This window comes from Actinoallomurus soli, from assembly GCF_024055715.1.
In the GTDB taxonomy this organism is placed as follows: Bacteria; Actinomycetota; Actinomycetes; order Streptosporangiales; family Streptosporangiaceae; genus Actinoallomurus; species Actinoallomurus soli.
In genome coordinates this window covers 389585-404411 of sequence record NZ_JAMXMV010000001.1, presented here as the reverse complement: position 1 = coordinate 404411, position 14827 = coordinate 389585, and the positions used below count along the sequence as shown (strand labels likewise).

16 protein-coding genes are annotated in these 14827 nt (G+C 73.6%); 10 read left to right on the top strand and 6 right to left on the bottom strand.

Translation table 11 applies throughout. The features are described 5' to 3' along the window. Positions 1-13: 13 nt before the first annotated feature. From NDW01_RS01905 to NDW01_RS01895, 3 genes are all read left to right on the top strand, one after another. Positions 14-1018 (top strand): hypothetical protein, encoded by a 1005-nt coding sequence (locus tag NDW01_RS01905; protein ID WP_252815946.1) that lies wholly within the window; start codon positions 14-16, stop codon positions 1016-1018. A 64-nt stretch (positions 1019-1082) separates the two neighbouring features. After that, complete coding sequence (locus NDW01_RS01900; RefSeq protein ID WP_252815944.1) at positions 1083-1406, top strand: hypothetical protein; 324 nt, start codon at positions 1083-1085, stop codon at positions 1404-1406. A gap of 5 nt (positions 1407-1411) precedes the next feature. Further along, complete coding sequence (locus tag NDW01_RS01895; RefSeq protein WP_252815943.1) at positions 1412-1999, top strand: GNAT family N-acetyltransferase; 588 nt, start codon at positions 1412-1414, stop codon at positions 1997-1999. On the opposite strand, the gene metF is transcribed toward NDW01_RS01895, so the two are convergent. Then, on the bottom strand, positions 1951-2859 hold the full coding sequence (metF, locus tag NDW01_RS01890; protein ID WP_252815941.1) for a methylenetetrahydrofolate reductase [NAD(P)H]: 909 nt from the start codon (positions 2857-2859) through the stop codon (positions 1951-1953). The two genes, NDW01_RS01895 and metF, sit on opposite strands and share 49 nt — an antisense overlap. Before the next feature lie 49 nt (positions 2860-2908). Between metF and NDW01_RS01885 the strand changes: the two genes are divergently transcribed. Then, entirely contained in the window at positions 2909-3970 is a 1062-nt protein-coding gene (locus NDW01_RS01885; RefSeq protein ID WP_252815939.1) for a polyprenyl synthetase family protein, read from the top strand. A 152-nt stretch (positions 3971-4122) separates the two neighbouring features. After that, positions 4123-4293 (top strand): hypothetical protein, encoded by a 171-nt coding sequence (locus NDW01_RS01880; RefSeq protein WP_252815937.1) that lies wholly within the window; start codon positions 4123-4125, stop codon positions 4291-4293. Between the two features lie 142 nt (positions 4294-4435). On the opposite strand, the gene NDW01_RS01875 is transcribed toward NDW01_RS01880, so the two are convergent. The 4 genes from NDW01_RS01875 to NDW01_RS01860 form a co-directional block, all read right to left on the bottom strand. Further along, complete coding sequence (locus NDW01_RS01875) at positions 4436-4603, bottom strand: hypothetical protein (protein ID WP_252783104.1); 168 nt, start codon at positions 4601-4603, stop codon at positions 4436-4438. A gap of 282 nt (positions 4604-4885) precedes the next feature. Further along, positions 4886-5533: a thiamine phosphate synthase gene (gene thiE, locus NDW01_RS01870; protein ID WP_252817331.1), complete on the bottom strand. Its 648-nt coding sequence runs from the start codon at positions 5531-5533 to the stop codon at positions 4886-4888. A 96-nt stretch (positions 5534-5629) separates the two neighbouring features. Next, positions 5630-6007 carry an Rv2175c family DNA-binding protein gene (locus tag NDW01_RS01865; RefSeq protein ID WP_252815935.1) on the bottom strand — a complete coding sequence of 126 codons (378 nt, stop codon included), beginning with the start codon at positions 6005-6007 and terminating at the stop codon, positions 5630-5632. A 37-nt stretch (positions 6008-6044) separates the two neighbouring features. After that, a complete protein-coding gene (locus NDW01_RS01860; protein ID WP_252815933.1) occupies positions 6045-7217 on the bottom strand; it encodes an NAD(P)/FAD-dependent oxidoreductase in 1173 nt (390 codons plus the stop codon). A 156-nt stretch (positions 7218-7373) separates the two neighbouring features. Between NDW01_RS01860 and thiO the strand changes: the two genes are divergently transcribed. From thiO to NDW01_RS01835, 5 genes are all read left to right on the top strand, one after another. Continuing rightward, positions 7374-8489 carry a glycine oxidase ThiO gene (gene thiO, locus NDW01_RS01855; RefSeq protein ID WP_252815931.1) on the top strand — a complete coding sequence of 372 codons (1116 nt, stop codon included), beginning with the start codon at positions 7374-7376 and terminating at the stop codon, positions 8487-8489. Further along, positions 8486-8686: a sulfur carrier protein ThiS gene (gene thiS, locus NDW01_RS01850; RefSeq protein WP_252782913.1), complete on the top strand. Its 201-nt coding sequence runs from the start codon at positions 8486-8488 to the stop codon at positions 8684-8686. Before thiO ends, thiS begins: the two co-directional genes overlap by 4 nt. 2 nt (positions 8687-8688) lie before the next feature. Beyond that, on the top strand, positions 8689-9510 hold the full coding sequence (locus tag NDW01_RS01845; RefSeq protein ID WP_256510833.1) for a thiazole synthase: 822 nt from the start codon (positions 8689-8691) through the stop codon (positions 9508-9510). 227 nt (positions 9511-9737) lie between these two features. Then, positions 9738-11765, top strand: a complete 2028-nt coding sequence (pknB, locus tag NDW01_RS01840) for a Stk1 family PASTA domain-containing Ser/Thr kinase (RefSeq protein ID WP_252815929.1) — start codon at positions 9738-9740, stop codon at positions 11763-11765. Positions 11766-11802: 37 nt separating this feature from the next. Continuing rightward, positions 11803-12666, top strand: a complete 864-nt coding sequence (locus tag NDW01_RS01835) for a deoxyribonuclease IV (protein ID WP_252815927.1) — start codon at positions 11803-11805, stop codon at positions 12664-12666. A gap of 448 nt (positions 12667-13114) precedes the next feature. Here NDW01_RS01835 and NDW01_RS01830 read toward each other — a convergent pair whose 3' ends face one another. After that, the gene (locus NDW01_RS01830) at positions 13115-14812 is read right to left on the bottom strand and encodes a sodium/solute symporter (protein ID WP_252815925.1); all 1698 of its coding nucleotides are present in this window, start codon (positions 14810-14812) and stop codon (positions 13115-13117) included. Positions 14813-14827 lie beyond the last annotated feature (15 nt).

Sequence of the window (14827 nt, the reverse complement as noted above, 5' to 3'; positions counted from 1 at the left end):
GAGCGGGTGCCCCATGGCTGGACAGGACGGTCTGCGTGCCGGTGCGGCGCGTGACAAGGATTTCGTCGGCATCGACACCGCCGCGATGGCTCGGCTCATCCAGCAGATGACGAGCGCGTCGGACGCCATCACCGCCTGGCTGCGCACGAACGCCGCGCTGCCTCCGAGCGTTCCGCGCACCGGCCTGCACCAGGCCGCGGCCGTGGAGAGCTGGGCCCGTGCCCAGCCGGGGATGCTCAGCCGGCGACGGAGCTACGCGATCGCCCATCTGAGCAAGGGCGCCGTCGACATGCCGCGGGTCGGCACCGGCCACCTCGGCGCGCGGACGGGCGGTACGACGTCGGCCGGGGCGGGCCACACCGTCGGGCACTTCCCCGACGCGCACGCCGCGACCAGAGCGGGATCCGCCGACGCGGCCGCGATCCACGCCGCGGTGACGGCCGGCCACCCGATCCCGGCGGCCGTCTGGAAACGGCTGACCGCCGACGCGGACGACCCGGACTACGTCAAGGGCCTGTACGCACGGCTCGGCCCGGCCGGCGCCGCGGACCTGATCGGGGCCGCGCTGGGCCACGAGGCGCGCCTGGCGGCCGTCAGGGAGTCGCTGGGCCTGGCCAGCCATCACCTCCGGATGTCCGAGACGTGGCTGCGCGACCTCCTCGATGAGGCGAGCCGCAAGGGCGTGCACGACGACGCGGTGGGCGTGCTGGAGCACGCCGGGCTCGACCGGCGCGCGAAGGTCGCCCTGGCGCACATCGGCCTGACGCACCTGGGCGCGGTGCCGCCGGGCCACCGCGTCCCCGTGCCGGATCCCCCGCACGAGGCGATGCTCCGCCCCGCCGCGGCGGACCCCGAGGCCGCGGCCGAGTTGCACGCGCGCCACTCCGAGGCCGTGCGCGGAGCGCTGGCGGCCTTCCCGGCGTCCCCGGCGCTCCAGCGCCTCAGCGCGCAGGGCGACGACACCGTACGCCTGGTCGCTCCTCCTCCGGTCGCTCCCCCGACGGAGGAGGCCTCATGAGCGAGCGCAGCGAGCGCTTCATGGGCACGGCCCCTCTGGTCGCTCCCCCGACGGAGGAGGGCTCATGACCGCTTATCCGCCCGCGCCGGCCACCGTACGGCCGCCGACGGCGCAGTCCCCGGGGCAGGGGGTGCCCCTGCAGCAGCCGAATCCGGCGTACGTCGAGCTGTTCGCCGCGTACGAGCGCGCGTACGCGAGCGCCCACTCGCTCGAGGCGGCGCTGGACCCGCCGATCCGCACGGTCGGCGACGCCTGGGTCGGGCCCGCGGCGCGCGGCTGGCAGCGTGAGCTGGAGACGGAGCGCGGCCGGCTCAAGAAGGCGGCTGCCCAGATTCTGTGGGACATTTACGACGCACTGTCGAAAGTCCCGCCTTACCTACCAAAGTGAGCCTTGTGAAATCAGCTTTCGGAGCCCGGCGGGAGACCACCCCGCAGATACGGGAGATCGACCGGCGCGGCTTCTTCCGGCGGCTCGACGCGATGCTGGCGACCTACGCCGCGGCGATGGAGCCGCCCGCCGACCAGATGCCGGGCCGGCGCACGATCATGGAGCGCCACGCCGCGTATCCCGGTTTCCGGGCGTTCGTCGCCGGGCGCCGGCGCGACGTTAGCGGCTTCGCGTACGGCTTCCGCGGTGAGCCCGGGCAGTGGTGGCACGACGTGGTCCACGCCGCGCTCGCCGACAAGGGCGGCCGGGAGCACGCCCAGGCGTGGATGGGCGACACGTTCGAGGTCGCCGAACTGCACGTTCACCCCGACAGCCAGGGCCAGGGGCTCGGCCGCAAACTGATCACCACGCTGTGCGCGGACCGCCCGGAGCGCACCGTCGTGCTGTCCACGCTCGACGCCGAGACGCCCGCCCGGAACCTGTACCGCTCGCTCGGCCTGACGGATCTGCTCACCGGCTTCCGGTTCCCGGGCGGGGGGCCGCTCTACGCGGTGATGGGCGCCCGGCTCCCGCTGAGTTCCAGGCGGTCGTAGACCTCGCGCGTCGCCGTCGACTTGTTGAACGTGATGAAGTGGATGCCCGGCACACCCTCGTCCAACAGGCGCCGGCACAGCTCCGCCGCCTGTTCGATGCCGAGCCGGCGCACCGCCTCTGGGTCGTCGCCGACGGCCTCGAACCGCTCGGCCAGCTCCGGCGGGAAGGGCGCGCCGGACAGCTGCTCGGACCGCTCGATCGTGCTCAGCTGGGTCACCGGCATGATGCCGGCGAGGATCGGCACGTCACAGCCCTGCGCGGCGACCCGGTCGCGCAGCCGCAGGTAGTCCTCGGCCCGGAAGAACATCTGCGTGATCGCGTAGTCGGCGCCGGCCTGGCACTTGCGCACGAAATGCCGGGTGTCGCTCTCGATGTCCGGCGACCGCGGGTGCTTGTACGGGAAGGCGGCCACCCCGACGCTGAAGTCCCCCGACGACTTGATCAGCCGCACGACGTCCTCGGCGTACTCGACGCCGTCGGGGTGCTTGACCCACTCCCCCATCGGGTCGCCGGGCGGGTCGCCCCGCAGCGCCAGCAGATCCCGGACACCGACGGCGGCGAACTGGCCGATCAGCCGCCGCAGCTCCCGGATCGAGTGGTTCACGGCCGTGAAGTGCGCGACGGGGGTGAGGGTCGTGTCGGTCGCGATCCGCTCGACGATCTCGACGGTCCGGTCACGGGTGCCGCCGCCGGCACCGTACGTGACCGAGACGAACGTGGGACGCAGCACCTCGAGTCGGCGGATCGCCTGCCACAGGTTGCGGGCGCCCTGCTCGGTCTTGGGGGGAAGGAACTCGAAGGAGAACGTCGGCTCGCCCGCGGCGAGCACTTCCCGGATCGTGGGGCGAGCGAAGGTCATGCAGACCAGCGTAACGGGACGACCCCGGAGGACCACTAGTCTCGACCTCATGACCCCCAGTCGCGTACGTAAGGAGGTCGACGAGGCGCTGCGCGCCTTCGTCGACCGGCAGCGCCCGGTGCTGAGCGCCGTCGGTGACGACATGGCCCCCATGGTGACGGCGCTCGACGCGCTCCTGGCGGGAGGGAAGCGGCTGCGTCCCGCGTTCTGCTACTGGGGCTGGCGCGGCTCGGGCGGCGGAGACTGCCCGGAGATCTTCACCGCCGCGGCCTCCCTGGAGCTGCTGCAGGCCAGCGCGCTGATCCACGACGACGTGATGGACGGCAGCGACACCCGGCGGGGCCAGCCCTCGGCGCACCGCCGGCTCGAGGCGCTGCACGCCGCGTCGGGGTGGCGTGGCTCGGCGGAGGCGTTCGGCGCGGGCGCGGCGATCCTCCTCGGCGACGTGTGCCTGTCCTGGAGCGACGAGATGTTCCAGGGCAGCGGCCTCCCGCAGGACGCGCTGCGGCGCGGGCGGCCCATCTTCGACATCATGCGCACCGAGGTCATGTGCGGGCAGTACCTCGACCTGGTCGGGCAGGCGCGAGGGGGCGGCGTCGACGGCCACGCCATGGTCGAGGCGGCCCTCCGGGTCGTCCGCTTCAAGGCCGCCAAGTACACGATCGAGCGGCCCCTGCAGCTCGGCGCGGCGCTGGCCGGGTCCGAGGAGATGGCGGCCCTGTCGGCGTACGGCATGCCGCTGGGCATCGCCTTCCAGCTGCGCGACGACGTCCTAGGCGTCTTCGGCGACCCGGCCGAGACCGGCAAGCCGGCGGGAGACGACCTGCGCGAGGGCAAGCGCACCGTCCTGATCGCGCTGACCCTCGAACGCTCGTCCCCGGCCCAGGCCGAGACCGTGGAACGGCTGCTCGGCGACCCCGGCCTCGACGCGGACGGGGTCGAGCGGCTCCGGGCGATCATCGTGGAGACCGGCGCGCTGGACGCCTGCGAGCGGATGATCGACCGGTACGCCGACGAGGCGTCCGGCGCGCTCACGAGCGCTCCGCTCACGGCGGAGGCCCGCGAGGCGCTCTCGGACCTGACGATCGCCGCCACCGCGCGACGCGTCTGACCGCGCAGCGCCTCTCACCGCACTCCGCGTCCGACCGCACTCCGGGTCTGACCGTAGGCCGCGTCTCATCCGGCATCACCGGGAAACCACATTCGCCGGACAAAACGCGTTTCGCTGGTTAACAATGGGGGCATGACCGATCGATTGACCGCATGAAGCTCGACACGCCGTACCCGCCGCGTATCGCCGAACCCGTGGCCCGAGTGCGCGTCTCCGCGCCCGCGCCGCGACGGGCCCCGCGCAGCCGCAGACTGATGCTCGCGCTGACGCTCGTGGCCATCGCCGGGTTCCTGCTGGGCCTGGGCCTACCGGTCCATCCCTGAAGCGCGCCCGACGCGACGGGGCGTTCCCCCGAGCAGCGCCGGCCGAGAGCCGGCCACCGTCCCGACCCGAATGAAGAGCCCTTGGCCCGCAGCGGGCCAAGGGCTCCTGTCGTACCGGGGCCCCCCGTCCCGGCCGGAACCGTCACCAGTGCGGCGGCCGGTCCTCCAGGAAGCGGGCGTCATCGTCGTCGTATGAGGGGTAACCACCCCAGCCGAGCTCGGACTCGTCGCGCGTCTGGTCGGGCAGCACCACCAGATCGTCGTCGTCGGCCAGCTCCACCGGGCGCTCGTCGTCAGGGTTGCCGATCACGTCTCCCATTGTCGCGCATCGGCGCGGTGTCCGGGTCCCCGGTCCGGTGAAGTCTCGCGGTCGGCGCGAGCCGCCGGCGCGGGACCGGCGGCCCGGGTGAGCGCCGAGCCGACGCCCCTCGATGAGGCGGCGTGCAGGCCCGTCAGAGCGCCTGCTCGGCGGTACGGCGAGAACCGAGCCGACGCCCCTCGATGAGGCGGCGTGCAGGCCCGTCAGAGCGCCTGCTCGGCGGTACGGCGAGAACCGAGCCGACGCCCCTCGATGAGGCGGCGCGCGGGCCCGTCAGAGCGCCTGCTCGGCGGCGCGGAGGGGGCGGGCGAGTTCGGCGGCGGCGGCGCGCGGGTCGTCGGCCTCGGTGATCGCCCGTACGACGACGACACGGTCGGCGCCCGCGGCCAGCACCTGGTCGAGGTTGCCCGCGTCGATGCCGCCGATGGCGAACCACGGCCGGCTGAACCCGCGCCCGGCGACGTACCTGAGGAGCCCCAGCCCGGGCGCCGGGCGGCCGGGCTTGGTGGGCGTCGGCCAGGTCGGGCCGACGCAGAAGTAGTCGACGCCGGGTTCGGCCGCCGCGGCGGCGGCCTGCGCCTCCGAGTGCGTCGACCGGCCGATGAGGATGTCCTGGCCGACGATGGCCCGCGCCGCCGCGACCGGAAGGTCGTCCTGGCCAAGATGGAGGACGTCCGCGCGTACGGTGTGGGCGATGTCGGCGCGGTCGTTCACCGCCAGCAGGGCGCCGTGCTTGTCGCAGGCGGCGCGGAAGACCGAGAGGTACTCGATCTCCTGCCGCGCCTCGAGGCCCTTCTGCCGGAGCTGCACGATGTCGACTCCGCCCGCCAGCGCCGCGTCGAGGAACGCCTCGAGGTCGCCCTGCGCCTCGCGGGCGTCGGTGCAGAGGTACAGGCGGGCCCGGCCGAGCCGGGCCCGCAGGGTCACTGCGCGTTCAGAGGGCAGGTGCCTGGCCAACACGGGCCCTTCCGCCGATGGTGCCGGTGCTGAGAGGGCCCGCCGCACGTGCTCCGCGGATCAAAGGGCCAGCGCCTGGGCGCGCCGGTTGATCTCCTTGACGCGGTGCTGGGCGAGCGCCTCGATCGGGGTGCCCGGGAGGGACTCGTCCTCGGTGAACAGCCAGCGCAGCGCCTCGGCGTTGTCGAAGCCGGAGTCGGCGAGGACGGTCAGGGTGCTCTGGAGTCCCTTGAGGGGCTGATCGCCGGAGATGAAGGCCGCCGGGACGCAGAGGCCCTCGGCGCGCTGCACTCCCAGGAGCTTGTGGTCGCGGAGAAGCTGCTTCACTCGCTTGAGATCGAGGCCGAGCTTGTCGGCCACTTCGCGAAGGGTGAGCCATTCGCCCACCAGTGCGTCGGTCTGTCGGTCGATCTCGATTTCGGCAACGGTGTGCGTCACGGAACCCTGCCTACCACCTTCGGCATCTTCTGAAACCTCACTCACGAGCGGTCTCCTTGGCCGGAATGGCGGGATCCGCCAACGCTGACCGGTCGACACGCTTGTGACCTGCGATGATACGCCGCCCCTGCAGCAGATCGCGCGGCCGGTCGACCGTGAGGATCGCCACAAGCCGATCGCCGTTCAGCCAGCAGGCCGACCACCCCCCGGCGGCCGACGGGTCGCCGCGCCAGAGCATCGCGTCGGCGACCGGGTGATGCCCGGCGTACTGCACCATGTGCCCGAACTGCTCGGACCAGAAGTACGGCACGGGGTCGTAGACGCGGTCGCCGCCCAGCAGGCCTACGGCCGCGACCTCCGGTGCGTTCAGCGCGGTGTCCCAGTGTTCGACGCGCAGGCGCCGCGAGAACGTCGGCGACCACCACGCGGCGCAGTCGCCGACCGCGTACACGCCCGGACGTTCGGTGCGAAGGTGTTCGTCGACCACGACGCCGTTGTCGAGGGCCACGCCCGAGCCTTCGAGCCAGGCCGTCTCGGGGCGCACTCCCACGGCCGTCAGGACGACGTCCGCCTCGACCGACCCGCCGCCCGCCAGGTCGAGGCCGCCGCGCTCGACGGAGGCGACCTTGACGCCGGTGCGCAGCTCGATCCCCGCCTCGGCGTACCAGCCCGCCGTCTTCGCGCCGACCTCGGCGGCGACGGCGCCGGCGAGCGGCGCGTCGGCGGCCTCGACCACCGTGACGCGGCAGCCGGCCGCGGCCGCCGCCGTCGCGACCTCCGCGCCGATCCAGCCGGCGCCGACGATCGCGACCCGGGCGCCGGGGCGCAGCCCCGCGCGGAGCGCCCGGGCGTCGTCGACGGTGCGCAGCACGTGCTGCGGCCCGTCGCCCGGCAGCCGGATCGGCGAGGCTCCCGTGGCGATCACCAGGCCGTCGAAACCGAGAGGGCCCGCCGTCGTCTCCAGGACGTCGGTGAGGCCGGTCGCGCGGTGCCCGAGGAGCAGCTCGCAGTCGAGCGCCGCCCAGTCGGCGTCGAGGGTCGTGTCGTCGACGTCCCCGCGCAGGACGCCCTTGGACAGCGGCGGCCGGTCGTACGGGCGGTGGGGCTCCGCCCCGACCAGCGTCAGCGTGCCGGTGTGCCCCTGGGCCCGGAGCGCCTCGACGGTCCGGAGGCCCGAGAGCCCTCCACCTGCGACGATCACCCGTCTCATGTTCGTGACCTTATAGTCTGTTGACGTAGGCGCGGGAGTCCGGCGCACCGGGCTGAGAGGGCGGCACAGCGGCCGCCGACCGCATGAGCCCGCATCGGCGTCCGCCGACGCGGCTCTGGACCTGATCCGGATCATGCCGGCGAAGGGAGCACACGCGTGCACGTGATCATTGTTGGCGGCGGAGTGATCGGCCTCGGGATCGCGTGGCGGTCCCTGACCCGTGGCATCGAGGTCACGGTCGTCGATCCCGATCCGGCGAGCAAGGCGTCGCGCGTCGCCGCCGGCATGCTGACCCCCGTCACCGAGGTGAACTACGGTGAGGACGCGCTGCTGCGGCTCGGCATCACGTCCCGCGACCGGTACCCCTCCTTCGTCGCCGAGCTGGAGGAGGTCTCCGGCCACGACACCGCGTACCGGCGGGACGGGGTGCTGCAGGTCGCCCTCGACTCCGACGACCTGGCCGTGCTGGACGAGCTGCGCCGGTTCCAGGAGTCGCTCGGTCTCACCGCCGAGGCGCTCACCGGCCGGGAGTGCCGCCGCCGGGAGCCCATGCTGGCGCCGTCGGCGCGCGGCGGTCTGTTCGCGCCCGACGACGGCTCGGTCGATCCGCGTCGCCTGTCGGCGGCGCTGCTGGCCGCCGTCGACCGGCTCGGCGGCACCCTGATCCGGGACCGTGCGGCCGAGGTCCTCACCGACCGCGACCGGGCCGTCGGGGTGCGTCTCGCCGGCGGCGAGGCCGTCCACGCCGACCAGGTCGTGCTGGCCGCCGGGCCGTGGAGCCACGAGCTCAAGGGCCTCCCGCCGGACGCCGTCCCCCCGGTACGCCCGGTGAAGGGCCAGGTCGTGCGCCTGCGCGGCCCGTTCCCCCTCCTCGGCGGCACCGTCCGCGGCCTCGTCCGCGGTTCCTCGGTGTACCTGGTGCCCCGTGCCGACGGGGAGCTCGTCGTCGGCGCGACCCAGGAGGAGATGGGCTACGACACGACGGTCACCGCGGGCGGGGTGTGGGAGCTGCTGCGCGACGCCCACGAGCTGGTCCCCGGCGTCACCGAGCTGGCCTTCGCGGAGGTGATCGCGGGCCTGCGGCCGGGCTCCCCGGACAACGCCCCGATCCTCGGGCCGTCGGCGCTGCCCGGCCTGCTGCTCGCCACCGGCCACTTCCGCAACGGCATCCTCCTCACCCCGGTCACCGCCGACGCCATGGCGGACACCATCGCGACCGGAGAGCCGCCCGAGGTCATCCGGCCGTTCGCACCCGGAAGGTTCCGAGATTGAAGATCACCGTCAACGGCGCCGAGCGCGACACCCCCGAGGGTTCGTCCGTCGCGGGCGTCGTCGCGTCGCTGACCGAACGCCCCACCGGGGTCGCCGTCGCGCTCAACGACGAGGTCGTGCCGCGCGCCGACTGGAAGACCACGATTCTGCGCGAGGCGGACCGCATCGAGGTGCTGACCGCCGTCCAGGGAGGTTGACCATGCAGGAACAGGCCGAAGAGACCCTGACGGCGGACCGGGCCGCGGGCGGTCCGGACCCGCTCGTCATCGCGGGCGAGCGCTTCGGGTCCCGCCTGATCATGGGGACGGGCGGCGCGCCGAGCATGCACGTCCTGGAGGAGGCGCTGACCGCGTCCGGGACCGAGCTGACCACCGTGGCGATGCGCCGCGTCGGCGCCGACACCCCGGGGTCCGTCCTCGACGTGCTCCGCCGGTGCGGCATCCGGGTGCTGCCGAACACCGCGGGATGCTTCACGGCGGGCGAGGCCGTCCTCACCGCCAAGCTCGCCCGCGAGGCGCTCGGGACCAACTGGATCAAGCTCGAGGTCATCGCCGACGAGCGGACCCTGCTGCCGGATCCGATCGAGCTGGCCGACGCCGCGGAGCGGCTCGTCGACGACGGGTTCGTGGTGCTGCCGTACACCAACGACGACCCGGTGCTGGCCCGGCGCCTCGAACAGGCCGGCTGCGCCGCGGTGATGCCCCTCGGCTCCCCCATCGGCTCGGGTCTGGGCATCCGCAACCCGCACAACATCGAGCTGATCGTGGAGCAGGCCGGGGTGCCCGTGATCCTGGACGCGGGCCTGGGGACGGCCAGCGACGCCGCCCTCGCCATGGAGCTCGGCTGCGACGCCGTCCTGCTCGCCACGGCCGTCACCCGCGCCCAGTCGCCGGCCCTGATGGCCGCGGCGATGCGGCACGCGGTGGAGGGCGGCCGGCTGGCCCGCCTCGCCGGCCGGATCCCCAAGCGCCGGTACGCGCAGGCGTCCTCGCCGTGGGAGGGGCTGAGCTCCGCGGGCTGACCGTCCGGGCGCCACGATCGCAGGAGCCGGCCGGCCGTCCGACGCGGCGCCGTGAGCCCACCGGCCCGGGCGTCCGGGCGCCGCGCCCACCTTCGCGGGCCGGCCGTTCGGCGCCACGCCGCCGAGCAGGCCGTTCTTCTCGGGGACGGTATCGATCCCGCAAGGATTGATGCTTTGATCCTGAGTCAGGACGAGTATGCCCCCGAATCCCTAATACACTCCCCCTGATGGATACGACGGTTGCGGACCCCCTCGTCGGGCAGGTGCTTGACGGGCGCTACCTCGTACGGTCACGCGTCGCCCGGGGTGGCATGGCCACCGTTTACGCCGGTCACGACACCAAGCTGGACCGTACGGTGGCGCTTAAGGTCATGCACGCGAACCTCGCCATGGACGAGGAGTTCGTCCGGCGTTTCATCGGCGAGGCGAAGAGCGCGGCCGCCCTCTCCCACCCAAACGTGGTCGCGGTCTATGACCAGGGCACCGACAAGGGCTACGTGTTCCTCGCGATGGAGTACGTCCCCGGGCGCACGCTGCGCGACCTGCTGACCGAGCGCGGCCGGCTGGGCCCGCGCGAGGCGCTGCAGGTGATGCAGCCGGTGCTGTCCGCGCTGGGCGCCGCGCACCGCGCCGGGCTGATCCACCGCGACGTGAAGCCGGAGAACGTCCTGCTCACCGCCGACGGGCAGGTGAAGGTCGCCGACTTCGGCCTGGCCCGCGCCGAGACCGCGAGCAAGCAGACGAAGACCGGCATGATCATCGGCACCGTCGGCTACCTCGCGCCCGAGCAGGTCATCTCCGGCGACGCCGACGCCCGTACGGACGTGTACGCCGCCGGCATCATGCTGTTCGAGCTCCTGACCGGCCGTCAGCCGTACGACGGCGGCACGCCGCTGGCCGTCGCCTACAAGCACGTCAACGAGACGGTGCCGCTGCCCTCCAGCGTCGTCCCCGGCCTCCCGCCGCAGGTGGACGCGCTGGTGGCCAGCGCCACCAACCGCGACCCGGCGCGCCGGCCGTCCGACGCGGACCACTTCCACGCCGCGGCGGGCGAGGTGTACCGCCAGCTGCCGCCGGACGTCGACGCGACGCTGGCCGGAGTCGCGGCGGCGCCGCCGCCTCCCCCGGCTCCCCCGCTTCCCGCGCCCGTCGGCGCGACGGTCGCCGACGGCTCGACGCAGATGTTCGGCCCGCACCCCGGCGGCTACGCGCCGCCGCACTCGGGCACGCAGATGCTCAGCCCCCACACGATGGCGGTCCATCACGAGCCGCCGTCTCCGCCGACCATGCGCGACCGGCTGCTGCGGCCGCCGGGCGTGTACGGGCTCATCGCCGGGGTTCTCGCCCTCGTGCTGCTGCTCGGCGGGGTCGTCTGGTTCCAGACGGTGGGCAACAAGGAGGCCGTGCCGAAGCTGGCCGGGCTGACCGAGGAGCAGGCGCGGGTCGCCGCCGAGAAGGTCGGGCTGAAGGTCAAGGTCGGGTCGTCGCGCTACGACGCGAAGATCCCGAAGGACAAGGTCGCCGCCGTCCAGCCGCAGACGGGCACCAAGGTCGACAAGGGCACCGTGCTCACGCTGACCCTGTCCCTGGGCAAGCAGCCGGTCGCGATCCCGGACGTCAAGGGCGACCCGCTCGACCAGGCCAAGCAGAAGCTGCAGCAGGCCGGGCTCACCCCCGGTGACGTGGTCAAGCAGCCCAGCGTCTCCGTGCCGAACGGCTCGGTGATCAAGACGAGGCCCGCCGCGGGCACGAAGCAGAGCCCGGACGACCCCGTCACGCTGGTGGTCAGCAGCGGCATCCAGATGCCCAAGCTGGTCGGCCTCAAGCGCGACGCCGCCGCCCAGAAGCTGAGCAGGCTCGGCCTCAACGTGCAGTGGCAGGAGCAGGACCCGGGCGACGGGCAGCAGCCGAACACCGTCATCAACCAGGACCCGCCGGTCGGGCAGCAGCTCACCCCCGGCCAGACCGTCACCGTCACCGTGACCAAGGCCCAGAAGGACTGCGCGCCGCTCGACTTCGGCTGCATGTGGCAGCGCATGCACGGTCACGACAAGGGGGGCGACCAGCAGAACAACCAGCCGGCGCCCGTACCCGGGGTGATGGGCCAGCCGATCGCGCAGGCCGCCCAGGCGCTCATGCAGAGCGGTTTCCAGGTCCAGGTGACGAACGGCCAGCCCGGCGACCCGGTCACCGGTCAGGATCCGCCGCCCAACACCCCGCTGCCGAGGGGATCGGTCGTCAAGATCTGGCACTGAGCGTCCCGCCCGGACGCTCGACTAGGCTGGATCGGTCATGGTCAGAGCAGAAATCAACGCGATCGGCGCGCACGTCCCCGTGTCGGGCGGCCTCGCGACCGGCGGGCTCCGCTACGCCGCCGAGATCGGGGCCGAGGCCGTCCAGGTCTTCGTCAGCAATCCGCGGGGCTGGGCACGGGCGGCCGGGAAGCCCGCCGAGGACCGGCGGCTGCGGGAGTACGGCGAGGAGCACGGCCTCCCGGTGTTCGTGCACGCGCCGTACCTCATCAACCTGGGTTCGCCGAGCCCTGAGACGATCGCCAACTCGGTGGCCTCGATCCGGCACGCCCTCGAGCGCGGCGCCGTGATCGGTGCGCGGGGCGTGGTCGTGCACACCGGCTCCGCGGTGTCCCAGCCGCGTGAGGACGCGATGCGGCAGATCCGCGAGCACCTGCTGCCGCTCCTGGACGAGATCCCCGCCGACGGTCCCGACCTGCTCCTGGAGCCGATGGCCGGCCAGGGGAAGATGCTCTGCGCCACCGTGACCGACCTGGGGCCCTACCTCGACGCCGTGGACCGGCATCCGCGCGCCGGGGTCTGCCTCGACACCTGCCATGCCTTCAGCGCCGGGCACGACCTGACGGCGCCCGGAGGCGTCGCCGCGATGCTGGAGGCTCTGGCCGAGACCGTCGGGGCCGACCGGCTCCGGCTCATCCACGCGAACGACAGCAAGGACCCCTGCGGGTCCTGCCGCGACCGCCACGAGAACATCGGCGCCGGGCTGATCGGCGCGGCGCCCTTCGGCGAGTTGTTCCGTCATCCGGTCAGCCGCGGGGTGCCCCTCGTCATCGAGACCCCGGGCCGCAGCGCCGAGCCGCACCGCGCCGACATCGAGACCCTCAAGAAGCTCCGCGACGGCTGACCGCCCCCGAGAGGCCCTACGGACGGCTGACCGCCCGCGAGAGGCTCTCCTACGGGCGACCGCCCGCAAGAGGCTTCTACTCTGCCCGCAGGGGACTCCGCGACGGCTGACCGGCCCGGAGAGGCTCTGCTACGGCCGACCGGCCGCGACGGCTCTGCCACGGCCGACCGCCGTCCACCCCGGCCTTCGTTCCGGAGAACGAAAAAGGCCTGGGTGCCGCTGAACAACCCCCCGACCGTTCAGCAGCACCCAGGCGCGCCGCCTGGCGTCCACCCCCCCGAGTCGGAGCCTGGCGGCCGTCCCGAGAACGTTGCTGTGTCCGAAACCCTAGGGTCCGCACGCCCGGCCGCGAAACCCATTCCGGCCTTGCCTCGGCAAACGGTCAGTAGTGAGCGGTATACGTTCGGTAAGCGTCGGCCGAGCGGTCGCTGCGACGCGACGAACGGCCTCAGCCCGGGCCGTCCGGCCCGAGCCCCTCGGGCAGGTGCATGCGGGCCATCGCGCGCTCGGTGCGCTCGGGAACCCGATCGGGGGTGAGCAGCGACACCGTGACGGTCACCGCGAAGGCCAGCGGGACCGTGACGATCGCCGGTTGCTCGACGAGGGCCCCCAGCCAGCCGGAGCCCGGCCCGGGGTCGCCGAGAACTCGGGCCAGCCCGGCGGCGGTCGCCGGCACGCCTCCCGCGAGGATCCCGGCCGTCGCGGCGGCCGGGGTGAGGCGCCGCCACCACACCCCCAGGACGAGCAGCGGCGACAGCGACGAGGCCGCGACGGCGAACGCGACGGTCACCAGGGTCGCCGACTGCGGGCTGCAGGCCCAGGGCGCCGCCAGGAGGGGCACGGCCACGGCGACCAGGACGGCTGCGCGGAAGCCTCGCGCTCCCCCGCCGAGTCCCTGCGCGATGCTGCCCGACACGGCGACCACCACGCCGCACGAGGTGGAGGTGAAGGCGGCGAACGCGCCGGTCGCGACCAGGGCGGTGAGCAGGTCCCCGGTGACGCCGGGGACGATCCGGTGCGGCAGCAGGAGCAGCGTCGCGTCGGTCTCGCCGGTCATCAGCAGTTCCGGCGTGTAGAGCCGCCCGAGGGTGCCGAACAGCGCGGGGAACAGCGAGAACACCGCCAGCATGAGGACGACGAGCCCGGCCGTGCGCCGGGCGGTCCGGCCGCACGCGTTGGTGTAGAACCGCACCGTGATCTGCGGTAAGCCCATCGTCCCGAGGATGGTCGCGAGGAGCACGGAGTACGTCGCGGCCAGCGGGTGCTCGCGGCCGCCCGCGAAGGGCGTCGCCCAGCGGTCGCCGCGCAGGAGCGCGATCCGCGAGGTGTGCGGCACCGGCGCCCCGGCCGGGAACCGGATCCGGGTGCCGGCGCGCACCCGGTGCCGGCCCGCCGTGAGGCGCAGCCGTTCGCCGTGGTGATGGCGGCCGTCGAGGACACCGGTGACCGCGACCGCGACCGGCGCCGTCAGGTGGATGCCCGCGGACGTGTCGGCGGTGACCGTCGTGTCGCGGTGGAAGTACGGCGGCCGGGCGGCGTCGGCGTCGTTCTGCAGCCGCCAGACGGCGATGAAGACCAGCGCGGGGATGGTCACGGCCATCAGTTTCAGCCAGAACTGCACGGCCTGCACCCCGGTGATGCTGCGCACCCCGCCCGGCAGGACGAGCACGACGACCGCCGCGACCACGACGAGCCAGCCCGTCCACACGGGCAGCCCGCTGATCACCGACAGCGTCACCCCGGCGCCCTGGAACTGGGGCAGCAGGTAGAACCAGCCGATGACGAGCACGCACGTGCTGACGGCGCGACGGGCCCGCCGCGAGCCGAGCCGCCATTCGGCGAAGTCCGACACGGTGTACGCGCCGGAGCGCCGCAGCGGGGCCGTGACGAGCGCGAGCAGCACGACATGGCCGGCGGCGGCCCCGATCGGCAGCCACAGCATGTCGGCGCCGTACGCGAGGACGAGACCGGCCATGCCGAGGAAGGCCGCGGCGGAGACGTACTCACCGCTGATCGCCGAGGCGTTCCACCAGGGCGACACCTCGCGGGCGGCGGTGTAGAGGCCGGACGCCTGCGCGGGCCCACCCCGCGCGGGCACGATCGCCAGTGAGGCGATGAGCAGGGCCATCGCGAGCATCGTGATCATGTGTTCTCCTCGGCG